Raw genomic sequence first — 25,472 nt, 5'->3', positions numbered from 1 at the left:
GCTTGTAGTAAATTTAAAAGAATTTGAAAATAAGTCTGAAGAACTAGGTCTCAATAAATTAATCTAATAAGTTGAGTTTGAATGAACAGGGATATCACGAGCATCATGACTGAAAACCAGCACGACCGGATCCAAGAAGATCTTCAAGAAAGTTCACATTATCGCACGCGTATCGTGACTTCATTGTCCGATGTCGGCGAGGCGCAGTGGAATCATTTGCTCAGCCTGCAAACTACTAGTAATCCATTTTTATCTTACGCATTTCTGCACGCATTGCACGAATCTGGATCGGCATGCGCCAATACCGGTTGGCAACCGCGTTATATAACATTATGGGATGGCGGCATCTTAGTCGCTGCAATGCCTTTATATGAAAAAATGCATTCTTACGGTGAATATGTATTTGACTGGGCCTGGGCTGATGCCTACCAGAGAAATGGCTTTCATTATTATCCCAAATTACTCTCGGCGATTCCATTTACGCCGGTCACTGGCGGTCGTCTGCTAGCAAGAGATGTGCATACACAAATCGCTTTATTGAATGCTCTCAAGGATATTCAAAAAACGGGAGAATACTCATCTACCCATATTCTCTTCCCTCCCATAGAAGAGGCTCAATTACTACAAGCTGCGGGTTTTCTATTGAGAAGCGGTGTTCAGTTTCATTGGATCAACCGGGATTACTATGATTTTGAAGATTTTCTGTCTCAAATGGAGCAGAAAAAGCGTAAAAATATCCGTGCCGAACGACGTAAAGTAAGTGAGGCCGGCGTCCAGTTCCGCCAGGTTGCAGGGTCAAATATGACAAAAGACGACTGGATATTTTTTAAGCGTTGCTATGACCACACTTACTCCGATCATCATTCCTCGCCCTATCTAAACTTAGATTTTTTTCTGAGAATAGGCGCAAGTATGCCCGCTAATTTGAGACTCATTTTTGCAGAACGTAACGGCAAACCCATCGCAGCTTCTTTGTTGGTGCATGACGACGATACGCTGTACGGCAGATATTGGGGTTGCCTGGAACATGTACCTTGTCTGCATTTTGAGACCGCGTACTATCAGGCAATAGAATTTTGTATAGCAAAAAAAATTAAGGTTTTTGAAGGCGGTGCGCAAGGCGAACATAAAATGGCACGTGGGTTTTTACCCCAAAAAACTTGCTCAGCACATCATTTGGTTCAGCCAGAATTTTTTGACGCAGTTGCGCATTTCCTCGAGCGCGAAACCGATGGCATAGCGCACTATTTTAATGAACTGAATGACCGGATTCCATTTAAAAATCTAAAAAATTAACTGTGATAGGAAAGACTTGAAATTCTTCCTTGAGCAAGGCATCCTGTATAGATGACTCCATTATCCTCAACTCACCCAGCGTCTAAGCAAGGATTGCCAACGCGTCGTGTCGGGCGCTTCTATCTGACAGACAAGCTGGGCAAAGGGTCAAATGGTGCCGTCTTTCTGGGACATGATCCTGTGATTGATCGCCCGGTCGCAATCAAAATACTTGGCACTAGCCACGGGATTGCAGACAAAAAACAACGCGAACAGCAATTCATTAACGAAGCACGCGCTGCCGGACGCTTATCTCACCCCAACATTGTGACCATCTATGATGCCTCCAGTGAAGGCGGCACAACATTTATTGCGATGGAGTTTTTACAAGGACAAGATCTGCGTGAGTTACTCGCTAGCGGCAAACATTTTGATAATATTGCGACCACTACTATTATTCACAAAATTGCCGAAGCGCTCGCGTATGCCCATGAGAATGGTGTAATTCATCGGGATATCAAACCTGCCAATATTTTTATCCTGCCAAACCAGCAACCGAAAGTAGTTGATTTTGGGATTGCCCGTGCACCGAATAGAATTTTAACCAATCCCGACAATCCAGCACAAACCTTATTCAACAATAATGTGCTCGGTACGCCAAACTATATGTCACCAGAACAGGCCATGAGCCAGCAAGTGAATGCACTGACCGACGTGTACTCGCTAGGTGCAGTGATGTATGAGATGTTGACGCAACAAAAACCGTTTCAATCCAACGACATTGACAAACTACTCAATCAAATCGCTCATAAACACCCAAGATCGCCATCAGAATTAAATCCTGCTGTCCCTAGCAGTTTGTCTGCGGTTGTAATGAAGGCCATGCAAAAAGCGCCTGCGCAACGCTACCGTAGTGCCGCTGAAATGGCTCAAGCTTTACATAAAATATTGGAAAGAGATCAACGCCTTAAACGCAAACGTAAACATGCTGGTACTGCGGCTGATACATCAAAGGAAAACATTGGCGATGAGAGGAAAATTTCTTGGTTGAGCTGGATTGCAGTACTAATCGCATTAGGAATTTTTGTAGCTTATTTTTTTAATGTAAAGCCTTAGACTGCTGCTAGCTATACAGTCAGCTAGATCATTAAGACTTGTGCACAATTGCCCCAACAAGGCGCAGGACAAAGGCAGTAATTTAGTGAGGCGAGAAGCTGCAACGTAGCTGAACTATTTTGCGCAGCCCCGCACAATTTAACTCAAGGCATTACTGATATACTCGTAGCATGTATATCTTAGCTCGCCAGAATTTTGTTGGGCAATAGAGCATTTTTTACAGAAATATGGGGGAGTATATTAAACCCAGATTTTTCCATCTTCGTAAAGAGGGTCTGTATTTTTGAAAGTATGCAAATATTTTGGAATGAAAAAGTCACAAAAAAAGCACATATATATGTGCTTTTTTTGCGATTAAATTCGTTGACTCAACTACCGGACCTAATCCTGTTTCAATAAAACCAAACACAAATTAAAGTTTGCGAAAGTTTGCAACGCCTTCCATGATTTCAGCTTTCGCATCTTCAGGGCCGCCCCAACCTTCGATCTTAACCCATTTACCTTTTTCCAGATCTTTGTAGTGCTCAAAGAAATGCTGAATTTGACGCAAACGCAATTCATTCATATCTTCTGGTTTTTGCCAGTGGGAATAGATCGATAAAAGCTTATCTACTGGCACTGCTAACACTTTGGCATCATTGCCGGCCTCATCCGTCATCTTCAGCACGCCGATCGCGCGGCAACGCACTACTACGCCCGGCAGCAGAGGAAAAGGTGTAATCACCAATACATCCACCGGGTCGCCATCACCCGCGATTGTTTGTGGCACATAACCGTAGTTACATGGATAGTGCATTGCAGTACTCATAAAACGATCAACAAAAATCGCGCCAGTTTCCTTATCAACTTCATACTTGATTGGATCGGCATTCATCGGGATTTCAATGATGACATTAAAATCATTCGGCAAGTCACGGCCAGAAGGAACGTTATTTAAGCTCATATTGCTCTTTCAAAATAGAAGTCAAAAGTAAATCGGGTTGGATTATAGTCGTTTTTATAGACGCTTCGATAGCTAATTAGCTAGTCACTCACGCTCAGCAAGCAGTCCGCAATCTTCAACGAACGTTATGGCTAAAGCATAGTAGCAATTGCGCATTGACGATAATGTTGCGCAGCCTCATCAGCTTGCCCTAAAGCCTCGTGCAATTGTGCCAGCTTGAGATTAGATTCTCTTACGGTTCGGGACTCTGTTGCATCAGACAATGCCTGTTCCATATGACGTTGCGCCTTACCCCATAATTTTTGCTTAAGGCAAAGAGTACCTAAGGTTAAGGCCAGCTCTGGATCTGTTGGACGCTGTATCGTCCAGCGCTCACAGTGCTCAATCTGTCCCAATAAAGCGACTGAGCCTTCGCTTGCAGCAGCGTCGCGATAAATCCGCATTAATCTGTCATCCCACTCTTCAGCGACCGTCTTTTCAACGATCACTCGCGCATCCTCATGCAAGCCCCGTTCATTAAACGATTTAGCTGCGGTAAACGCGACGAAGCGATTTTTCCGGTCATCGGCAGGGATTTCGTACCAAACCCGACGTAGTGATTCTGCATCATGTCCGTGATCAGTCAGCAAATCCTCATAGGCCAATTCACGCAAACGATTCGATAAAGCCGGATGCAGCGCGCGGTGTTTATCTAAAGTCCGAACTAGTTTTAATACTTCTGGCCACTTTTTAGCTTGCTGATTCGCTTTTAGTGCCCAGCGCAGTACTTGGATATGACGTGTACCACTTGCGTGCAACTCTTTCACAGCGTCAAGAGCTTGTTCTGCTTTGTGCTGATCAACCAGTAACTCAGTCATTGTGACCAAGCGAGCCGTTTTATAAGTCATGTCGGCTTCGGTACTTGCGAACCAGGAATCACGGCGTTCGAACTGGCCCATATGATGGGCTGCTCTGGCCGCAATTAATGCAGCAACCGCGGCATTATCTGGCAGTTCAACAGCACGCAATGCTGCTTTTTCTGCATGACCAAAACGCCCTTCAAATAAAGCCTTTAATGATTCTCTTAAGGCCTTATTGCCATCCCGTTCTCGCTTACCTTGACGATACATAGCCACCTTACGCGGCATTTTTTGCGTGGTAACAATGGTGCGCATCACCAGATACAGCACGACAAACAAAACCAGTGTCAGGAATAAGAAAAAATTGAGTGAGATATCTATTCTGTAGGGCGGATAAAAAAGCACTACGTTGCCGGGGTTATAGCGGGCACCAACGGCAAGACCAACTGCCATGGCAAAGAGAATCAGAAGCCGGATAAAAAGACGCATATTCTTATTGAACCTTAGGGCTTCACTTTGTAGTTACGAACGGCATTCAAGCTCTCCGCTAATGTGGGCATTTCTATAGACAAGTTACTACCTTGTACTTGTCTCAATAAAGCTTGCACTGATTGGGTTTGCTTCGCTCGTGTATCAAAATATTTAGTGATGGCATCTTGCGAAGCAATCAAATCATTGCGAAACATACTTTCATTACGCGACAACAATGCTAGTCGCGCATTTAACAGCCGCAACTTAAGATTTTCTCTGGCAAAGTAGCTTTGCGATGGTGTCAGCAATAACGCATCTGGCGTTTCAACATTACGGACTCTGATGAGTTGCTTAACTTCGTTCCACATCTCGCTGGAAAAACTTTGCCATGCATCTTCTGCCCGCATTGTCCAGGAATTTTCAGGAATTTCATCAAGAGCGACTTTTTTACCATTTTTCAACAGCGGCACGGGAGATTTTGGCAATACTCGCAGAGGTGCTTTTGGTGGTGTCGCAGAAACAACTGATTTTTCATCTGCCCACAATGGAATATGATCAACTTGCGCGATGACACTATCCAGGCGCAAAGCGATGCCTGTCAAATCGAGAATCGGCAAAGACTTCAGCTTATCGGTATCTTTGGCAATCGCACGGCGGATATTAATAAATTGCGGTTTGTCCGATTTAGCCAGGCGGCTATCTGCATTTTGCAAAGCGATTAAAGCACCTTGGACATTACCGGCCAATTGTAATTGCTGGCTAGCCGTCGAGAGTACCTGCTCGATTTCTGCCAATGCCCATTCGTCACGATTTTTGGATAAGTCTTGATACAGTTGATCCAGCGCTAATTGCTGACCTTGTGCCTCGACCTGCTTGCCTTCCAGCAGCGTCACTTTGGCCTGAATTTCCTTCGCGGACTCTTGTACCGTTTTTGCCAGTACTTTAGTTTCGCTGGTCGTACTCTCCGCGACTTGCAAACGCTTAGCAACCTCTTCGCGCAAGTTGTTTATCTGATTTTGTGAAGTCCACCAGTTGGCAGCCAGCAAAATCGCCAATACGCCGGATAACACATAAGCAGGTTGCGAAAACACTGGACCAGGCGCTTTTGCCGGTTCTGACGATGCGGGAGGTGATACCTGAGTTACAGGGAGTTCTGTCGATTTATTCATCGATATAGTGTCGGATGGTGATTGCTGATCATTCATAGACGAGATTGTAACGCGACAAGCAGGTGTTCGTCGCCAGAACCTGTGAGAGTAATTGATTGGAAACCACAATTCTTTGCAGTTTCTGCGATACGGGCATGTGGCAGTATCAAATGCTGTTGTTGCAATTTTGCCACGATTCCATGAAAACCAGGCTGCTGCTCTAACTGTTTAGTCCAGGACAGCAAAGTTTGCAATGCCTCAGAGCTAGTGATAACCCATTGATTTTGCGTTTGCAAAAGTCTGCCAAGCTGATCTTGTCGCAACGATGTAAATTCGGGTGCCGTACGGCGATACGCTGCAATTTGGGCTACATCAATCCCCTTTGATCGCAGAGCATCGGCCAATAATTCGCGTCCGGTCTCACCTCTAATAATTAAAACTTTTTTATGGCGCAGGGCATCGATATCTAATTCGTCCAATAAAGTCTCAGAGTCAGTACGATCCGGGTTGTGGGGATAATAAATTGTGGTGTTGGCAGTCGTGATGCCAAGCTCATCTAATGCGGCCAGACTCCCGGCACCCATCACGGCAATTGGTATTTTGGCAGACCAGTTGTTTTTTAAACGGACAAACGTCGCCTGAATTGCGTTGGGGCTGACGAAAGCCACCAGAGCGTAAGCCGACAAATCGGCCAACAGACGATCGAAAGCGCTGTAATCCGTTAAGGGGTGAATCTCCAGCAAAGGAAAACGCACCACAGTCCGCCCCATCGCCGTAACTCGTTGCGACAAAGACTCTGCTTGGCTTATCAGGCTTATTGGAATTATCGGGCTTAGAGAGCGAATAGGACGGGTGACAATGACTGGCATATCAGGCATATCAGGCATATCGTACATACAATTGCCTCGCTCTACTGTTTAATTTGCTGATCAATCTTACTGGCTTTTCGCAGAAAAATCTGTCGTAGCCTCTTTCTTGCAAGCCACCAAGATAGCCTCCGCATCTTGTGCCGACAAGGCTTGCGCCACTTGCGCGCCTAATAGCTGGGCAGTTTCTATGCTATTGACTGCGCCACTGACAGCGGCACTGGCGATCCTGCTGCCATCTGGCATTCCTATCATTGCACGCAAGTGCATGATGCCATCGCTTATCGTTGCAAACGCGGCTAATGGCACCTGGCAGCTACCGCCAAAAGCTTTAGAAACAGTCCGCTCAGCGCTGACTGCCTGGGCAGTTAAATCGTGATTTAAAGGTGCTAACCATGTCATTAACTCTGCTCTGTCATCTGGTACTTCGATTGCCATCGCGCCCTGTCCCGCTGCTGGCAAGCTATGTTCCGGTTCCAAAAAATGACGGATTCTGCCCGGCACACCCAATCGTTTTAAACCTGCTGCTGCCAGAATAATTGCTGCATATTCACCGTTGTCCAGCTTACGCAAACGCGTATCCAGGTTGCCGCGTAAAGGACGAATAATCAAATGCGGGAACCGAGCCGCAATCAAAGCCTGACGACGCAAGCTGCTGGTACCAACGACCGCGCCGTAAGGCAAAGCATCCAATCCGGCATAGTCATTTGACACAAACGCATCACGTGGATCTTCCCGCTCCAATACCGCAGCCAACGCAAAACCCTCAGGCAAATCCATGGGTACGTCTTTCAGCGAATGTACCGCCAAATCAGCACGTCCCTCTGCCATCGCCACCTCTAGCTCCTTCACAAACAACCCCTTGCCACCGACCTTGGATAAAGCTCTGTCAAGGATCTGGTCACCACGCGTCGTCATACCTAGAATCTCGATAATGCAATCGGGATAAAGTAATGCTAAGCGGTCGCGCACATGTTCTGCCTGCCACATAGCGAGGCGACTCTCGCGCGAAGCGATGACCAATTTAGTTGGATGATTCGTGAGATGGGATGGGTTCAAGACTGACCTTCAGTGAAATGGTGCCGAATTTTATCACGCAGCTCTCGCCACTTGGGATTCAAACTTCACTCAAAACAGAGAAGAAAATCATCGAAGTATGAATACAATCAGTCAGAGAGAAAGATATACAAGAAGCAATATAACGTGTGGAATTCCGAGCTAACTTGACAAAATATTAGGGCTGGCGGCATCATGACGCAACACAGCACGCAGTCTATTGTCATGCCGCCTCACTGCGCGGCATTTTTTATGCGCAGATTCAACATAAAAATCGGTGCTCTCGACATTGAAGGCATTAAAAAACACTGCGGACGTAATAAATGTTATTGAAAGCGAAATGACTAATATTTCCGAAAATACGCAAAAAGAGTAGCGGCTAGCAACGACAAATCTCCATAAAACCGAGCAAATTACAGTACAGAATAAACAGAGCACACTATGAGCGATACCACTACAACTGCAGCATCCAATGCAACATCCGCCGCCAACTCTGACGTTACGTCAACAGCACCTCGTGCCAGCAATAGCGTGCCGGAAGAAGGTAAACAACATCTGATTCTGACTGGTGACCGCCCTACCGGTCCATTGCATCTCGGCCACTTTGTCGGCAGCCTGCGCAATCGGGTTAAGTATCAGCATGAATATCAGCAATACATCATGCTGGCCGACGCGCAAGCCCTCACTGATAACATGGATGATCCCGCTAAAGTCCATAACAACGTGCTGGAAGTCGCGCTGGATTATCTGGCGGTCGGGATTGATCCGACGAAGTCGACTATATTTATTCAGTCACAAATTCCTGAGCTAACTGAACTGACTTTCTACTACTTAAATCTGGTCACGGTCGCGCGTCTGGAACGTAATCCAACGATCAAACAAGAAATCGTATTACGTAATTTTGAACGCGATATCCCTGCCGGTTTCCTGACCTACCCAGTCAGTCAAGCCGCGGATATCACCGCGTTTAAAGCCAGTCTGGTACCGGTCGGCGAGGATCAGATTCCGATGATTGAGCAAACCAACGAAATCGTGCGCCGCTTCAACCGTCTGGCTAAAAAGGACATTCTGGTTGAATGTCAGGCGCTGGTACCTGAGATTGGTCGTTTACCTGGTATCGACGGCAAAGCCAAAATGAGTAAATCCCTCGGCAACACCATCAATCTCGGTGCAACACCCGCAGAGATCAAGGCTGCGGTCAAAAATGTCTACACCGACCCTCTACATTTACGTGTAGATGATCCTGGTCATCTGGAGGGCAATGTCGCTTTCATTTACCTAGATGCATTTGATATTGACAAAATCGCTCTGCAAGAAATGAAAGATCACTATGTTCGTGGCGGTTTGGGCGACAGCAAAGTCAAGGCACGATTAGAAGGCGTTTTGCAAGATTTACTCACCCCCATCCGCGCCCGCCGTGAAGAGTTCGCCAAAGATCGCGGGCAAGTGTTGCAGATGCTCAAACAAGGTACCGAGCGAGCGCGTGAAGTTGCCGCCAGAACCACCGATGAAGTCAAAGCAGCAATCGGTTTGAAGCATTTTTAATTCAGCTGGATAAAACTTGTGCGGGCGATAGAGAAGTTCACTTGCTTTTTGTTATCTGCACAAGTTAAATCATGCATAGATTTAATATACTCCCCCACAATTTATTAAAATATGCCTTAATGTCCAATGATTACCTGGACAATAAAATATACCCTCCATCAGTATATATTTAAACTAAATTAATCAAACACCGGGAAACACCTAAGGGAGCGCTGAAAAGTGTTAAGAATTTTATGAGCAGCCCTCCAAGTTCCGCCAATATTCCTAGCCTCCCTAGTCTTCGTAATTTACCCAGCCTTCCCAAGCCCAGCTTGCAATCCGCCCGCGCACTACATCTGGCAGCACAAGGATTACTTCAATCTCCACGAAAAAAAGCCAGCAAACAAGATGTGCTGGCACAAATTCGTCAAATGGCAGCGCTGCAAATCGACACCATCAGCGTGGTTGCACGCAGTCCGTATCTGGTGCTCTGGAGTCGCCTCGGGCCTTACCCGCAAACCTGGTTAGAAGAGTTGCTAGAGGAAGGTCAGATTTTTGAATACTGGTCGCACGAGGCCTGCTTTTTACCGATAGAAGATTACGGCTGGTACCGGCATCAGATGATAGCGCCGGGCAAATTGGGCTGGAAATACAATCATCAGTGGCTGAGTGACAATCAGGAGCAAGTCAATAAGGTCAAACGCCATATCAAAAAACATGGTGCAACCCGCTCAGCGGACTTTGAACGTACGGATGGCAAAGCCGGTGGCTGGTGGGAATGGAAACCAGAAAAGCGCGCGCTCGAAGTCTTGTTCACCTTGGGCGAAGTGATGGTTGCCAAACGCCACAACTTCCAGCGGATTTACGACCTGCGTGAGCGTGTGCATCCCAGTTGGCAAGACCAACAGCATCTGCAACCACAACTCGCTTGCCAGCAACAACAGATATTGCAGGCTGTGCGCGCACTGGGCATGGCTAAAGCAAGTTGGGTCGCCGATTATTTTCGCATGGGAAAACTGGATACCCGTATTGAGCCAGAGACCTTAGCGCAGCAAGGTCTGCTACTCAAAGCCACCGTAACTGGCTGGGATCAGATCGTCTACGTGCATCCCGACCACGCCGGTCTGCTTGAGCAGGCGGCGGCTGGCAAACTGAAAGCCACCAACACCCGGATTTTGTCGCCATTTGATCCCGTGGTGTGGGATAGAAAACGGGCAATCGACTTATTCGACTTTGACTACAAACTAGAATGCTACACGCCAGCACCCAAGCGGCAATATGGCTATTTCACCTTACCGATATTACGCAATGGTGCACTGATCGGAAGGATGGACGCCAAAGCCCATCGTAAGGAAAGCCGCTTCGAAATCAAAGCATTGCATCTAGAAGCTGACGTCCGCATCAGCCAAGCGCTGGCAAACGATATCGCCAAAGTCGTCCAAGAATTTGCGGACTGGCACGGATGTAATGAGATTGACGTCGGCTATTGCAGTTCTGAGCAATTGCAAACAATGCTGGCGACGAGTTTTTGAAGGTTTAAAAGGCCGCAAATACTACTTTTTTACTGCATTAGATTAGATTACAAATTTGCTCTGCCAAATTAGCGCACCAAGGCCTTAATCACAGGCCATTGCCGGCGCGATATCGGCAGACGCTCTGTGCAGTCGCGCAAAATGACTTGCCAGGATTCTGTGACTTTTTCGTGATCGCTATCGGCATCAAACATAAATAATGCGCGTTCGACACCGATGATGGCATTGCGTGCGACCAACGCATTTCTGTGTGCTCTGACAAAGACGTCAGCCATTTCATGTTCGATCGAGGTGAGTGATTCCTCCAGCAGATAATTACGCGTTTTGGTGTGCAGCGTCAGATATTTTTGTTCTGCTTTCAAGTACAAAACATCAGCGACAGGAATCAACAAAACCCGGTTGCGCTCAAATATAGAAAAAGACTGTCGTCTGTTGGGCAGCAGCGGCGCTACCGGCGGACTATCTTGAGCGTCAGGTACCGGAACGGCTTGTTTGGAGCGAGCGTGGATCAATCCGGCGCGGTTGATGGCTTCTGCCAAGCGACTGGCACGCACTGGCTTCAGCAGATAATCGATCGCATGCACTTCAAACGCTTTAAGCGCATAGTCGTCATAGGCCGTCACAAAAATAATCGTCGGCACTGGCGTTGCCTGCTGTTGCGACAGCGTTTGCAAATGCTGCGCCAGCTCCAGACCCGTCATGCCGGGCATTTGCACATCGAGTAAAACAATATCAGGCCGCTGCGCCAAAATACCCTCTAAAGCAGATTGTGCGTCACTAGCCTCACCCACCAGATTATTCGGACACTCTGGCTGGATGTCGTCCAAAAGCGTCGTCAGACGTTGTCTGGCGGGCGCTTCATCATCGACAATAAATATAGTGGGGCTACTCATTTTTTCAGAGGGAAATGTAATTGCAAAACAAAAATGCCATCGACAATCTGATCACTCATTTGCGCTTCAATATCATAAAGCAAGGCCAGACGCTGGCGTATGTTTTCTAATGCCATGTGGTTGCCACCTAACACTTTGACTCCGGCATGAAAAGGATTGCTGATGCGGATCTCGATTTTATCCAGACTACGCTGGATGCGCACGCTAATGGTTGCCGCTGTTTGTGATGGCTCTATACCGTAATGCACAGCATTCTCTAGCAAAGGCTGTAATAACAGGCTAGCAATGTGTGTGTCACGCAGTTCTTGCGGAGTCAGATTGATGATGCTCCATTCAACCTGAAGACGATCACCCAAGCGAATTTTTTCTATCGACAGGTATTGCTGACAGAGGTTAATTTCTTCCTGCAAAGTCGTGATATCGCGGGTATCACGCATCAGTACGCGGAACAGGTCAGCCAAATCCTCCAGCGCAGTTTCTGCGCGACGGGGTTCAGTGCGAATCAGCGATAAAACTGCATTAAGACTATTGAATAAGAAATGTGGCCGGATTCGCGCCTGTAGCGCCTGCAAACGCGCCTCGCCCAAGGCCGGCGAAAATGCCTTGCTACGTAATTCAAAATAGTGTTGTAAAGCGATCCCGAATAAAAAACAAATGAAAGCGACATAGGCTTTGGACAATCGGGGATAAGTCAGGGTAAACCACTCAAAACCGCTCAGGGTCGATAATAAAAGCATCGCAATCAAGGCAGGCACAATGCCACAGAGCAGTCTTTGTAACCATGCTGGCGAACCGTCGCGCTCCGCCAGACGCCGGATACCGCACAAAGCGAAAAGTGATAGTAAGCTGATCATTTCAATCAACATCGCGCTTTCTGCAAACTCTTGAAAATTAAATAACCAGCCTTGTCCACGCGCCAACAAAGTCAACAATACCAGAACATTGACAGCGATCAGCACCCTCGAAATAACGCCGGTATTGCAGTAATCGGGAATCAATAAATCCGTGGGAGTACGATTTGTTTGCTTGGTCATAAAGGGAAACAGGTCGTCGGTGTTTTATAATCGGGGAATTCAGCGTTTTTGAGCATGGTTGACTTTATACTTCGGCTTAACGTCGTTGGCACTTCTAACACTCCATACTCAAGCGCTATCCGCATCATCCTATTATTCGCCTTACAAAGTTAGCTATGACATCACAATTCTCTAAAAAAAGCGAGGCATGGTCTGCCCGTTTCTCCGAACCGGTATCTGATCTAGTCAAACGTTACACTGCCTCGGTCTTTTTTGATAATCGGATGGCCGCTTTTGATATCCAAGGTTCGCTAGCACATGCGGAGATGTTATCAGCACAAAACATTATCACTGCACAAGATTATGCCGACATTCAACGCGGCCTGGCACAAATCAAATCTGAGATTGATGCTGGTCAGTTTGTCTGGTTACTGGATCTGGAGGACGTGCATCTGAATATCGAAAAACGCCTGACCGAATTAGTCGGCGATGCCGGCAAACGTCTGCACACCGGTCGCTCACGCAATGATCAGGTGGCGACAGACATCCGTTTATATGTGCGCGCAGCGATTGATAATATCGTTGGCTTACTCGGTGATTTGCGCTCTGCTCTGCTGGATCTGGCAGAAAATAATGCAGAAACGATTTTGCCCGGCTTTACCCATATGCAAGTCGCACAACCGATCACGTTTGGTCACCATATTCTGGCGTATGTAGAAATGTTCAGCCGCGATGCCGAGCGTATGGTGGATTGTCGCAAGCGCGTCAATCGTTTGCCGCTGGGCGCTGCTGCACTGGCTGGTACGACCTTCCCGATTGACCGTGAACGTGTCGCAAAAACACTGGGTTTTGATGATGTATGCCACAACTCGCTGGATGCAGTATCTGATCGTGATTTTGCGATTGAATTTTGCGCAGCGGCGGCGCTGATCATGACGCATATCTCCCGTATGTCAGAAGAGCTGGTAATCTGGATGAGTCCACGGGTCGGCTTTATCGATATTGCAGATCGCTTCTGCACAGGCTCATCGATCATGCCGCAAAAGAAAAATCCTGATGTGCCAGAACTGGCACGTGGTAAAACGGGCCGCGTCAATGGTCACTTAATTGCCTTGCTCACCTTGATGAAAGGTCAGCCACTGGCCTACAACAAAGATAATCAGGAAGATAAAGAACCGCTATTCGATACGGTAGATACCATCACTGACACCTTACGTATTTTTGCCGATATGGCAGGCGGCATTACTGTGAAGCCAGACGCAATGCGCGCTGCAGCCTTACAAGGTTATGCAACAGCGACCGACCTAGCAGATTATTTAGTCAAGCGCGGCTTGCCTTTCCGCGATGCGCATGAAGCTGTGGCGCATGCCGTCAAAACATGTGTAGATAAAGGCTGCGATCTGAGTGATATGAGTCTGGATGAGTTACGTGCTTTCTCAAGTCTGATCGAAGCGGATGTGTTTGCCGTATTGACACTGGAAGGCTCCGTCGCCGCACGTGACCATATCGGCGGCACTGCACCTAATCAGGTCAAAGCAGCGATTGTCCGTGCCCGCAATAAACTTGCAGCAAACTTATAGCATCTTAAACCCAGATTTTCCATTAGACCGCTACCACTTCGCAAAAAACGCAGACGGCATGCGGTGTTTAGAGGGATAGCACCACCGCGATTTGAGTGAAAACGCTACAGCGACAATTGCACCTTTGGCAAACTGCCTGGCGTTGTTCCAATGGAAAATCTGGGTTAAATAGGCAAGTAGTTCAGCGAGTAGTTCAGCAAACGATTCAGTAAATAAGTTAGCAAATAAAAAGGAGGACTTAGTCCTCCTTTTTTACGTCCATCTTCGTTTGATCATTCCTGCCAATCAGATTTACTTGATTGCGCTGCGATCCCGAACAAACATCGCCGTCAGCATACCGATCACACAAACACCCATTACATAATAAGCGGGTGCCAGTGGATTATCTTTCAGCAATAAGGTCACAACAATTGGCGTCAAACCACCGAATATTGCATAAGCTACATTGTAGGAAAATGACAGTCCTGAGAACCGGACCTGCGCCGGAAAAGCATTGACCAACACAAATGGAACAGCGCCCACGACACCAACCGCAAAACCGGTTAAGGCATACAGCGGCAATAGCATTTCTGGATTGGTCTTAATTGTTGTGAACAGAAAATAAGTACAGATCAGTAGAAATAAATCGCCCAAAAACAATATGCGTTTAGCGCCGAATTTATCAGACAACAGTCCGGCAACTACACAGCCAGCGGTCAAACACAAAGTTGCAACGCTGTTTGCCATTAATGCCGTGCGTCCATCAAAACCATAGATTTTTTGAAGAAAAGTTGGTGTCATCAAAATCACCACCACAATCGCAGCCGACAACATCCAGGTCAGCAGCATGGACACAGCAACCGCGCCGCGATGATCGCGCAATACAGTTTTGAGCGGCATCTCAGCAGCCAAGGCTTTACGTTTTTGTAGTTCTGCAAACACGGGTGTCTCATGCAACCAGCGACGTAAATACATAGCAGCGATACCAAATATCCCACCCAACAAAAACGGCAAACGCCAAGCCCAGTCAGTCAACTCTACTGGCGTAAAAATCGTATTCATCGCGGTTGCGACCAATGACCCTAACAAGATACCGCTAGTCAGACCTGCGGTCAGCGTGCCGCAAGCGTAGCCCACGTTTTTAGCTGGCACGTGTTCAGAGACAAATACCCATGCACCAGGCACTTCACCACCTACGGCAGCACCTTGCAAAATACGCAGTATCAACAAGGCGATTGGTGCAAAAATACCGATAGTCTGATAAGTCGGCAGCAAACCCATCATCAGCGTGGGTACCGACATCAATAAGATGGATAAAGTAAACATCCTTTTGCGTCCTAGCAGATCACCAAAGTGCGCCATGATGATGCCTCCCAAGGGACGCGCCAGATAGCCCGCCGCAAAAATCCCGAAAGTCTGTAATTGTCGCAGCCATTCAGGCACAGATGGCGGGAAGAATAATTTACCAATCACCGTGGCAAAGAACACAAAAATAATAAAGTCATAAAACTCTAATGCGCCACCAAGCGCAGCTAACGACAGTGTTTTGTAATCTTGTTTGGTCAGCAGGCGATTTTCTTGATTGACATCGGTGCTGGCCAGATTGCCGCCACCGGCATAAACATTGTCCTTATTATTCATTCATTGTCTCCTCTATTTTTTAATTTCTTATTAAGTTAAGAAGTCGTACCCGCTGCTTAAATTGTCCATTCAATTTTTTATTGACTTGTTCAATAAAGCTGCCAGAGCCGGACTCGACTTCCTAACTTTCCCTTTTTGCTAACTATTACTCTCTTTTGCTAACTGCCTGCTACCGTCATACTTTCAATTAAAATTGAACCTGTTTGTTTAGTGCCACGTGTCAGCGTATCCGCGCCGATTGCCACAATGTGCTGAAACATATCGCGCATGTTGCCAGCAATCGTAATTTCTTCTACCGGATATTGAATCACGCCACGCTCAACCCAAAAACCAGAGGCGCCGCGGGAATAATCGCCGGTCACATAATTAACGCCCTCGCCCATCAACTCGGTCACCAGTAAGCCGGTATCCATTTTTTTCAGCATGGCTTTAAAGTTATCTGTCTTTGTAGTCAACGCTGAAGTCATAGACAAATTGTGCGATCCACCTGCGTTACCGGTGGTCTTCATCTTCATTTTCCGGGCGGAATAACAAGACAGGAAATAGCCTTGCAACACGCCGTTTTTAACCACATCACGACGCTGCGTTTTGACACCCTCGTCATCAAATGGGGACGAGCCTACTGCACCAATGACATGAGGATCTTCCAGAATTTCGATGTGGGATGGAAAAATTTGCGTCCCTAAACTATCCAGCAAAAAACTGGATTTGCGATATAAAGCACCGCCAGAAACCGCTTGCACAAACGATCCCAGCAATCCTGCCGCTAATGGTGCTTCAAACAATACCGGACACTTACGGGTATCTAATTTGCGTGCGTTCAAACGTGCCAGCGCACGTTCAGCGGCATAACGACCTATAACCTCTGGCGAGGCTAATTTTTTTGCGTTACGCTGCGATGAATACCAATAATCGCGCTGCATACGAGCGCCTTTGCCCGCAATCGGCGCTACCGAAATGGTGTGACGAGAGAAGGGATAACCGCCGATAAAGCCACGCGAATTAGCCGCGATAAAATGCGATTGTTGCGCGTGAATACTGGCACCTTCGCTATTGGTAATACGTTTATCGACTGCCACAGCTGCCGCTTCCGTACGGGTGGCAAGATCAATCGCCTCCTCTGCCGTGATCAGCCATGGGTAGCAAAGTTTTAAATCTTGCGGATGCATTTCTAACAAATCCGCTTCCGGCAAGCCTGCGCAATCGTCTTCCGCCGTAAAACGGGCGATGTTATAGGCGGCATCGACAGTTGCCTGCAAGGAGGCGCTGGAAAAATCGGATGTACTAGCATTACCACGCTTTTGGCCGATGTAGACGGTAACGCCTATGCCTTTATCGCGGTTTTGCTCTATGGTTTCTATCTTGGCTTTGCGCACACTGATGGATAAACCACCACCTTCGCTAATTTCGACAGCGACATCAGATGCGCCTTTTTCACGCGCAAAACGTAAGACATCCTCTGCGATTTGCTTCAATTGATCTTGAGTATGGGTAAAAACAGGCTTGCTCATAGGCTAGGTTTCTTTGGAGTCATCGATAAACAAGGTATCATAGCAGCCGTTTCATTAAGTTTATAGAATAAAGGCGAATCAATTATGCCAAATCCAAACCGAGGCTCCTGCGGCTTCAAGTCCAACGAATTCGAGCAAGAATACGAGCGCCCCTCCAAATCGCAACTCAAACGCGAGAGTGACGCCCTGCAAAAATTAGGGCAAGAACTGATCGACCAGCCACGAGACCGTGTTAAACGCGTCCCGATGCCGGAAGATGTGCGCGATGCGATTTTAATGTGTCAGACCATCAAAGATCACGAGGGTCGCCGTCGTCAATTGCAATTTGTCGGCAAAAAAATGCGTACTCTGGATGAAGAAGAAATTGCTCTCATCCAGAAAACCATCGATAGCTGGAAAGGTAAGTCCAAATCCGACACCGCCGCCATGCATGCGCTGGAGCGCAGACGCGATAAATTGCTGACCGATGACAAAGCATTGACTGAACTGCTAGAGCAAAATCCAGAACTCGACGTGCAACACCTGCGTAATCTAATCCGCAACGCGCGTAAAGAACAGGCAGAAAACAAGCCGCCAAAAGCATATCGTGAAATTTTTCAGATTCTGAAAGATATCCAGGTCGCTCAACGTGCTGCGCAGAAAAAAGCTGCTGGCGATTTAGCTGATGCGGAATCTGATGATGAAGATGACTTCGATGATGATGTTGATGATGCTAAACATGAGCAACATGACGACTAAATCAGCCACTGAGTTAGAAAATACTAAAGTAGAAAATACTGAAGTAAAAGATAAAAAAGCAGACCATTTAAAAATTGGTCTGGTTTCTATTTCTGACCGCGCTTCTGCTGGCATTTATCAAGATCAGGGTTTACCCGCTTTGCAAGACTGGTTTGGTAGCGCGCTTAGCAGCTCATGGAGTATGGAAACTCGCTTAATCCCAGATGAACGTGCTGCCATTGAGCAGGCCTTGATTGAGCTGGTCGATCAGGAGCAATGCCATCTGGTCATCACTACAGGCGGAACTGGTCCCTCACGACGCGATGTCACTCCAGAAGCCACTTTGGCCGTCGCCACAAAAGAAATGCCGGGTTTTGGCGAGCAAATGCGACAGATCAGTCTGCAATTTGTGCCGACAGCAATCTTGTCGCGTCAAGTTGCGGTGATACGCGAGACGGCGGAGCATGCCGCGCTGATTCTGAATTTGCCTGGACAGCCTAAGTCGATCAAAGAAACGCTGGAAGGCTTGAAAGATGCCGACGGCAAGCAACTCGTCTCTGGTATTTTCGCCGCCGTCCCCTACTGTATAGATTTAATTGGCGGTCCGTATATCGAAACACACGATGCAGTTTGTAAAGTGTTTCGGCCAAAATCGGCTATTCGTAGCAAAGCATAGCTCGCTACACTCTCACTTCGACATCCCTAAAATGATCCGATCAAAAAAGCTAACTTCTTTAAAAAGACGCTGGCTTTTTGGTGCGACCTTAGGTGGTGTAACCTCTGTAGTATCAATGGTATGCCGCAGTAGTTTTAGTCAAACCAGCGCAACAAAACCTTTGCCATTGCCTTCAAAAACCACACCAACCTCAAAGTCCAATATGAGCACATTACTTGACACCGTAGAACTCGAAAGCGCCCCCAATCCGACCGTCGCCATCATCTGGATGCATGGCCTTGGCGCGGACGCGAATGACTTCGTTCCGATCGTGAAAGAATTGAATCTAAAAGGCTGCCCGGCAATCCGCTTTGTGTTCCCGAATGCGCCTGTGATGCCAGTCACGATCAACGGTGGTCATGCAATGCGTGCCTGGTACGATATTTTGGGCACCGACATCGCCAGACGTGAGGATGAAAAAGGCCTGCGCAGTTCACAAGTATTGATCGAGCAATTAATCGCCCGTGAGAATGCCCGTGGCATCCCGGCTAGCCGTATTATCCTCGCGGGCTTCTCCCAAGGTTGCGCGATGACGCTGCAAACTGGATTGCGCCATACCGAAAAATTGGCTGGTCTGATGTGTCTGTCAGGTTATGTTCCCTTACGCGATCTGGTCGCCAACGAACGCCATGCATCGAATCAACATACGCCTATCTATCTGGCACATGGTCGTGCTGATCAGGTAATCCCAATTGCCAGAGCAGAACAATCGCGTGATCTTTTAAAATCCCTAGGCTACCCGGTGGAATGGCATGAGTACATGATGCAACACTCGGTCTGTCAGGAAGAAATTGGCGACATCAGTAGCTGGCTGAAAAAGGTATTAGCCTGATTTTTTGTTTGGTACTGAAGCGCGTCACAAGCACGTCTCGATGCTCTGGTAATGGGTCTGAATTGCAGGCAATGTAGCTTCTGCACCTCGCCATCGCACTTGAAAAACAGCTTCAGCGCACTTAGAAGCCAGTAATATACTAGGGGAGTGTATTTTTAATTGTCCAACGGTTATGTGGACAATAAGGTATATTTTTTAACATACTCCCCTTATTTTTAATTTTACAGCAATCAATGGCTGACAAATCTACTCAAGAACATTCTCAAATCGGCTCTCAGCCACTGCAAGTCTTGTTTGTACATGGGATGGGGCGCTCATCGCTGTCGGCTACACCGATGCTGCAACGTTTGCGGGCGCATGGTCTGACGACCAGTAGTTTTAATTATTTTGTGGCGCTGGAAAGCTTTGCGGGAATCCGGGACAGGCTCGTTAAAACGATCACGGCAGTTGCGGCCAAGGGCGATTATATTTTGATTGGGCATTCGCTCGGCGGTGTGTTGTTGCGCAGTGCGATCAATGCATTGCCGGAAGATTGCCGTCAGCCCCGGCAATTGTTTTTACTCGGCTCGCCCATCACGACCTCCAGAGTGGCGGGACGGGTGCAACATCTGTTGCCATTTAGAGTGGCGACAGGAGATTGCGGACAATTGTTATCAAGTGCCGAGCGCATGGCAGCGATTGCACCTGTCAAAACGCCGACGATTACGATCATCGGCACCAAAGGAATTAAGGGCAAATACAGCCCTTTCGGCGATGAAGACAATGACGGCGTGGTGTCCATATCAGAGGCGTATGCACCATGGGCAGAACAGGAAATCTTGCTACCCATCATGCATACGCTGATGCCATCAAATCGCCTCGTAAGTGAGGCGATTTTGGCGCACCTTCCAGCCTGACTAAGTTGCTAACTAAGTTGCCAAATTAGTTTCCACTTAGTGTCCAACTTAGTGTCCAACTTAGTTGCCGACTGAATTGGTAGCAACAGCAACCGAATCTTCCTCCGCCTCACGGCGATGCATCATCCGGTACAGCAAGGGCAACACCAGCAAAGTCAGCAAAGTAGACGACAAGATTCCGCCGATCACGACTGTCGCCAACGGTCGCTGCACTTCAGCCCCCGTTCCGGTTGCAATTGCCATAGGAATAAAGCCCAGCGAGGCGACTAGCGCCGTCATCAGCACGGGCCGTAAGCGGGTCAAAGCTCCGAGCTGAATCGCTGCATCCAGCCGCATTCCCTCCTCACGCAGACTTCGGATAAAAGCAATCATCACCAACCCGTTGAGTACCGCCACACCAGACAGTGCGATAAATCCGACCCCAGCAGAAATTGATAAAGGAATATCGCGCAACCAAAGGGCAACGATACCGCCAGTCAACGCAAACGGCACACCAGTAAATACCAGCAAACCATCTTTCAGATTATTGAACATCGCAAACAGCAATAGTAATACCAAGAATAAAGCGACAGGCACCACAATTTTTAATCGCTTGGCTGCTGATTCCAGCTGCTCAAAAGTGCCACCCCAGGTAGTCCAGTAGCCGGTCGGAATAGCGACTTTTGCGGCCAATTGTTGTTGTGCCTCATTGATGAAAGAGCCGATATCTCTGTCTCTGACATTTGCCGTGACGACGACGCTACGCTTTCCATTTTCCCGGCTGATCTGATTCGGTCCCGGAGCAAAATTAAAACTGGCCACATCGGCTAACTGGACAAAGGACGCATGCATTGCAGCATCCGAACGAAATGACGAAGTTGATAACGAAGTTGAGGACAAAATTGATGACGAAGCGGAGGATGCCGTTGGCAGTCGAACAGGCAAACGCTTTAGTGCCTCGATATCGCTGCGGAGTGCCTCTGGCAAACGAACTACGATATCAAAACGCCGGTCTCCCTGAAACATCGTGCCTGCCTCTTTGCCGCCAACGGCAGTGGCAATCACGTCTTGCACGTCCGCCACGTTCAATCCCATTCTGGCCGCTTTTTCGCGATCAATCTGTATGGTCAGCATTGGCAAACCCGTAGTTTGCTCCACCTTCACGTCGGCGGCGCCAGGAATTTTTTCCAGCACCGCAGAAATCTTATCGGCTGTACTGTTCATTACCTCCATATCGTCGCCAAAGACTTTGACCGCCACGTCACTGCGTACGCCTGACAACAACTCATTAAACCGCATCTGGATGGGCTGCGTGAACTCGTAATTATTCCCCGGCACTTGCGACACTGTCGCTTGCATCGCTTTGATCAGATCGGCTTTACTGCGTTTGGGATCTGGCCATGCGGATGTCGGCTTTAAAATAATAAAGGTATCCGCCACGCTCGGCGGCATGGGATCGGTTGCGATTTCTGCCGTACCGATTTTGGCAAATACCTTATCGACTTCAGAGAATTTCTTAATCGTCTTCTCCAACTCGGCCTGCATCAGAATCGCCTGAGATAAGCTGGTACCGGGTATTCTTAAGGCATGCAATGCGATATCGCCTTCGTTCAAACTCGGGGCAAACTCGCTCCCCATGCGACTCGCCAATAGCCCGCTTAAAACGACAACGACACCGGCAATGGTTAACACCAGCGCTTGATTCATCATCGTAAAAGCCAGCATCGGTTGATATGCCTGCTTAGCCCAGATCATCAGCTTATTTTCCTTTTCGCTGACTTTGTCACCGATCAGTAAAGCGACCGCTGCTGGGATAAAAGTAATCGATAAAATCATCGCCCCCAGCAAAGCAATCACGACAGTAAATGCCATCGGATGGAACATCTTGCCCTCAACACCTGTGAGTGCAAAAATCGGCAAATACACGACCATGATGATGAGCTGACCAAACAGCAATGGTCTGCGTGCTTCTTGTGCAGCTGCAAAGACTTCCTGATAGCGCTCTTTGCGGGTTAACGAGCGTCCTAAGCTGGTTTGCGCATGCGCCAGACGCCGCACACAGTTTTCTACGATCACGACTGCGCCGTCAATGATGATGCCAAAATCCAGCGCGCCCAAACTCATCAGATTGGCGCTGACCTTATTGCCCACCATACCGGTAAAAGTGAACAACATCGCCAAAGGGATTACCAATGCGGTGATTAGCGCGGCGCGAATATTTCCTAAAAACAGAAACAAAATTGTGATGACCAATAATGCGCCTTCCAGCAAATTTTTCTTCACGGTACTGATCGCTTTATCCACCAGCGTAGTGCGGTCATACACCGTTTTAGCGGTCACCCCCTTAGGTAAACTGAGATTAATTTGATCCAATTTTTGATCTACAGCGCGAGCCACAGTACGACTGTTTTCACCGATCAGCATGAATACCGTTCCTAGCACAACCTCTTGGCCGTTTTCGGTCGCGGCACCAGTGCGCAGCTCTTGTCCGATACCGACTTCGGCAATATCTTTGATACGGATCACACCAGCTTGCTGATTGCCGACTATCATATTGTTGATATGTTTGATGGACTCTACCTGACCTGGTGCACGGATCAGATATTGTTCGCCCCGCTTTTCAATATAACCCGCGCCGACGTTGGTATTGTTGCGCTCTAATGCCGTAACCACATCTTGTAAAGTGAGACCGTAAGACCGCAACTTGTCTGGGCTGGGCGCTACCTGAAATTCTTTGGTAAAACCACCAATCGAATTAATCTCCGTCACTCCGGGGACATTACGCAATTGCGGTTTGACAATCCAGTCTTGAATTTCTCGCAGATCGGTTGGGCTGTATGGTGTGCCGTCGGTTTTTAAAGCGCCTTCTTTAGCCTCAACCGTCCACATGTAAATCTCTCCCAAGCCGCTTGAAATTGGCCCCATGCCCGGCTCTGCCTCTACTGGCAACTTTGCCTTTGCCTCCTGTATCCGCTCATTGACGAGCTGGCGCGCAAAATAAATATCGGTACCATCCTTGAAAATCACCGTCACTTGCGACAAGCCGTAACGCGACAAGGATCTGGTCTGTTCCAGACGTGGCAAACCCGCCATCGCAGTTTCAATCGGAAACGTAATTCGCTGCTCTGCCTCTAATGGTGAATATCCGGGTGCAGAAGTATTGATTTGCACCTGTACATTGGTAATGTCGGGTACCGCATCGATGGGCAGTTTTTGGTAGTTATAGAGTCCCAATAGCGCCATCGTTAATGTCAGCATCAGAACCACCCAACGTTGGGCGATGGAAAACTGTATGATTTTTTCAAACATATTGTTCTCCTTAATGATCGTGGCTTGCGCCGGATTTGCCTATGTCGGCTTTAATCAAAAAGCTATTTTTTGCCGCATAACGCTCACCTGCATTCAAACCCTTGAGCACTTCAACGAATTTTCCATCGCTGCGTCCCAAGGTAACCGGGCGCGCTTCAAAATCATTGCCATATCGGCCGAATACGGTGCTTGTTTCCTTTAGGCTTTGTATCCCGTCAACGGCAACTGCGACGGGCACCTCTACCTCATCGGACACCAGATCAACACTGACTTGTAAGCCCGGGCGCCACACTCCCGTGGTGTTAGGTAGTACGACGCGGGCAATTGCGGTGCGCGATTGCTCACCGACTAACGATCCGATATAGGACAAGTTACCGTTCGCTTCCGCGACAAATGCAGTGGCTGTGACTTTGGCCTTTTGTCCTGATTGGATGAGATTGATATCTTTGGCAGGCACGGTCATTTCCACCCAAACAGTGCTTAAATCCGCGACGATAAAAATCGGCGTGTCATCTTTGAGTGATTGTCCCGGAGCGATATTTTTTTCGGTCACGGTACCGGCAATCGGAGAACGTATTTCATACCTTGTCAGGTTGCCGCCAGCACTGGCAGTGGCACCGAGCGACACCAACTTTTGCTGTGTACTTTGCAGAGTAATTTCTGCCTCGTGCATGGTATTACGGGCTTGTAAATAATCCTGTTCTGCGGAGATTTTTTCTTCCCATAATTTTTTTTCATGTTCAAAATTAGTGCGGGCTAATCCCAGGCGTTTTTGTGCGGCCAGCATATCGCTGCGCTGATCTGCCAGCGCCTGACTAGATATGACGGCTAATACCTGCCCTTTTTGTACTTTGTCACCAGCATTAGCCGACACCGTTTCGACAATACCGGTCAGACGTGGCACGACTTGGATCATGCGATCCTGATTGAACCGAATTTCACCAGCCAAGGTCCGCGCACTTTGTATCTTCGCAGGTCCGGCAGTTGCCAGCGCGACTCCATTTTGCTGTAATTGAGATTCGCTCATACTCATACGCGCCTCCACCTGCTCATAAGCAAATTGATAGGACTGATCATTGTATTGAGCTGCGATGGTGACCTTGAAGGAGTGCGGCTCATCTACGGTTGCACTCCCTTTGAAATAGTCCTTCTCCGGCACAAATGTAAAGGTTTGCGGCGCGCGCCCTAAGCGCTCTAAAACGATACTGAGTTTGCTTGCTGCTTGTGCATCAGGTGCCAGAGCTTTGCCATCTTTATAGGCATACAGTCTGAATTCCGGCTCCACCTCAGTCTCGAAAATAGTGAGCTCCAGACCAAAGCCCTCTTTGGCAAATAATTTACCGCCGTGTGGCCCTTTTAAAAACTCACTTGGCGACGCTTTTTGTGCAGAAGAAGCGGTCGTGCTTGTTACCAGATTTGCCGGATTTCCCTTAGCATTTTCAGCGACATCAGCATGTGCCTCATTACCATGTTCTTCGCTATGCTCGTCCGCTCCGGTACGACTTCCCTTACCCATCAAAATCAGGCCAGCCAACACAACGGCGATTACCAGCACCACGGCAATGGCGAGGCGCTGATGTCTATTTTTTTGATTATTTTTGTTCATTTTATTGTCGGTATTTAAGTCCATCTTCAGC

The 25,472-nt window shown here is 47.9% G+C and carries 20 protein-coding genes; 9 read left to right on the top strand and 11 right to left on the bottom strand.

What is annotated here, in order from left to right; all coding sequences use genetic code 11:
* Window positions 1-105: 105 nt before the first annotated feature.
* Both RGU72_RS02905 and RGU72_RS02900 read left to right on the top strand, forming a co-directional pair.
* Window positions 106-1,296, top strand: coding sequence for a GNAT family N-acetyltransferase (locus RGU72_RS02905; RefSeq protein ID WP_322121551.1), 1,191 nt, complete (start codon window positions 106-108; stop codon window positions 1,294-1,296).
* Between the two features lie 51 nt (window positions 1,297-1,347).
* On the top strand, window positions 1,348-2,391 hold the full coding sequence (locus RGU72_RS02900) for a serine/threonine-protein kinase (protein ID WP_322118300.1): 1,044 nt from the start codon (window positions 1,348-1,350) through the stop codon (window positions 2,389-2,391).
* A gap of 412 nt (window positions 2,392-2,803) precedes the next feature.
* Here RGU72_RS02900 and ppa read toward each other — a convergent pair whose 3' ends face one another.
* The 5 genes from ppa to hemC all read right to left on the bottom strand — a co-directional run bounded on the left by ppa (window position 2,804) and on the right by hemC (window position 7,717).
* The gene (gene ppa, locus RGU72_RS02895; RefSeq protein ID WP_322118299.1) at window positions 2,804-3,334 is read right to left on the bottom strand and encodes an inorganic diphosphatase; all 531 of its coding nucleotides are present in this window, start codon (window positions 3,332-3,334) and stop codon (window positions 2,804-2,806) included.
* A 131-nt stretch (window positions 3,335-3,465) separates the two neighbouring features.
* Window positions 3,466-4,662: a heme biosynthesis HemY N-terminal domain-containing protein gene (locus RGU72_RS02890; RefSeq protein WP_322118298.1), complete on the bottom strand. Its 1,197-nt coding sequence runs from the start codon at window positions 4,660-4,662 to the stop codon at window positions 3,466-3,468.
* A gap of 14 nt (window positions 4,663-4,676) precedes the next feature.
* Window positions 4,677-5,813, bottom strand: coding sequence for a uroporphyrinogen-III C-methyltransferase (locus tag RGU72_RS02885; RefSeq protein ID WP_416200150.1), 1,137 nt, complete (start codon window positions 5,811-5,813; stop codon window positions 4,677-4,679).
* 32 nt (window positions 5,814-5,845) lie between these two features.
* Window positions 5,846-6,688 (bottom strand): uroporphyrinogen-III synthase, encoded by an 843-nt coding sequence (locus RGU72_RS02880; RefSeq protein ID WP_322118296.1) that lies wholly within the window; start codon window positions 6,686-6,688, stop codon window positions 5,846-5,848.
* A gap of 39 nt (window positions 6,689-6,727) precedes the next feature.
* Window positions 6,728-7,717, bottom strand: coding sequence for a hydroxymethylbilane synthase (gene hemC, locus RGU72_RS02875; RefSeq protein ID WP_322118295.1), 990 nt, complete (start codon window positions 7,715-7,717; stop codon window positions 6,728-6,730).
* A gap of 438 nt (window positions 7,718-8,155) precedes the next feature.
* Between hemC and trpS the strand changes: the two genes are divergently transcribed.
* Complete coding sequence (gene trpS, locus RGU72_RS02870) at window positions 8,156-9,259, top strand: tryptophan--tRNA ligase (protein ID WP_322118294.1); 1,104 nt, start codon at window positions 8,156-8,158, stop codon at window positions 9,257-9,259.
* Window positions 9,260-9,492: 233 nt separating this feature from the next.
* The gene (locus RGU72_RS02865) at window positions 9,493-10,770 is read left to right on the top strand and encodes a winged helix-turn-helix domain-containing protein (RefSeq protein ID WP_322118293.1); all 1,278 of its coding nucleotides are present in this window, start codon (window positions 9,493-9,495) and stop codon (window positions 10,768-10,770) included.
* Window positions 10,771-10,838: 68 nt separating this feature from the next.
* Here the strand turns inward: RGU72_RS02865 and RGU72_RS02860 are convergent, their stop codons facing one another.
* Window positions 10,839-11,663, bottom strand: coding sequence for a LytTR family DNA-binding domain-containing protein (locus RGU72_RS02860; protein ID WP_322118292.1), 825 nt, complete (start codon window positions 11,661-11,663; stop codon window positions 10,839-10,841).
* Complete coding sequence (locus RGU72_RS02855; RefSeq protein WP_322118291.1) at window positions 11,660-12,697, bottom strand: sensor histidine kinase; 1,038 nt, start codon at window positions 12,695-12,697, stop codon at window positions 11,660-11,662. The genes RGU72_RS02860 and RGU72_RS02855 overlap by 4 nt, the downstream gene beginning before the upstream one ends.
* 155 nt (window positions 12,698-12,852) lie before the next feature.
* Here RGU72_RS02855 and argH point away from each other — a divergent pair, with 155 nt between their 5' ends.
* On the top strand, window positions 12,853-14,256 hold the full coding sequence (gene argH, locus RGU72_RS02850) for an argininosuccinate lyase (protein ID WP_322118290.1): 1,404 nt from the start codon (window positions 12,853-12,855) through the stop codon (window positions 14,254-14,256).
* 291 nt (window positions 14,257-14,547) lie between these two features.
* Here argH and RGU72_RS02845 read toward each other — a convergent pair whose 3' ends face one another.
* Both RGU72_RS02845 and pmbA read right to left on the bottom strand, forming a co-directional pair.
* Window positions 14,548-15,876: an MFS transporter gene (locus RGU72_RS02845; RefSeq protein ID WP_322118289.1), complete on the bottom strand. Its 1,329-nt coding sequence runs from the start codon at window positions 15,874-15,876 to the stop codon at window positions 14,548-14,550.
* Window positions 15,877-16,034: 158 nt separating this feature from the next.
* Window positions 16,035-17,387: a metalloprotease PmbA gene (pmbA, locus tag RGU72_RS02840; RefSeq protein ID WP_322118288.1), complete on the bottom strand. Its 1,353-nt coding sequence runs from the start codon at window positions 17,385-17,387 to the stop codon at window positions 16,035-16,037.
* Window positions 17,388-17,471: 84 nt separating this feature from the next.
* Here pmbA and yjgA point away from each other — a divergent pair, with 84 nt between their 5' ends.
* The 4 genes from yjgA (at window position 17,472) to RGU72_RS02820 (ending at window position 20,547) form a co-directional block, all read left to right on the top strand.
* The gene (yjgA, locus tag RGU72_RS02835) at window positions 17,472-18,125 is read left to right on the top strand and encodes a ribosome biogenesis factor YjgA (protein ID WP_322118287.1); all 654 of its coding nucleotides are present in this window, start codon (window positions 17,472-17,474) and stop codon (window positions 18,123-18,125) included.
* Window positions 18,115-18,780 carry a molybdopterin adenylyltransferase gene (mog, locus tag RGU72_RS02830; RefSeq protein ID WP_322118286.1) on the top strand — a complete coding sequence of 222 codons (666 nt, stop codon included), beginning with the start codon at window positions 18,115-18,117 and terminating at the stop codon, window positions 18,778-18,780. Before yjgA ends, mog begins: the two co-directional genes overlap by 11 nt.
* Window positions 18,781-18,982: 202 nt before the next feature.
* On the top strand, window positions 18,983-19,651 hold the full coding sequence (locus RGU72_RS02825; RefSeq protein ID WP_322118285.1) for an alpha/beta hydrolase: 669 nt from the start codon (window positions 18,983-18,985) through the stop codon (window positions 19,649-19,651).
* Between the two features lie 233 nt (window positions 19,652-19,884).
* Window positions 19,885-20,547: an alpha/beta hydrolase gene (locus RGU72_RS02820; RefSeq protein WP_322118284.1), complete on the top strand. Its 663-nt coding sequence runs from the start codon at window positions 19,885-19,887 to the stop codon at window positions 20,545-20,547.
* Window positions 20,548-20,607: 60 nt separating this feature from the next.
* Here RGU72_RS02820 and RGU72_RS02815 read toward each other — a convergent pair whose 3' ends face one another.
* On the bottom strand, window positions 20,608-23,835 hold the full coding sequence (locus RGU72_RS02815; protein WP_322118283.1) for a CusA/CzcA family heavy metal efflux RND transporter: 3,228 nt from the start codon (window positions 23,833-23,835) through the stop codon (window positions 20,608-20,610).
* A gap of 10 nt (window positions 23,836-23,845) precedes the next feature.
* Window positions 23,846-25,465: an efflux RND transporter periplasmic adaptor subunit gene (locus RGU72_RS02810; RefSeq protein ID WP_322118282.1), complete on the bottom strand. Its 1,620-nt coding sequence runs from the start codon at window positions 25,463-25,465 to the stop codon at window positions 23,846-23,848.
* Window positions 25,466-25,472: the final 7 nt, after the last annotated feature.

The organism is Undibacterium sp. 5I1, assembly GCF_034314085.1.
Taxonomy (GTDB): Bacteria; Pseudomonadota; Gammaproteobacteria; order Burkholderiales; family Burkholderiaceae_D; genus Undibacterium.
The sequence above is the reverse complement of the archived record's forward strand: the minus strand, read 5'-3'. Positions and strand labels throughout refer to the sequence as shown.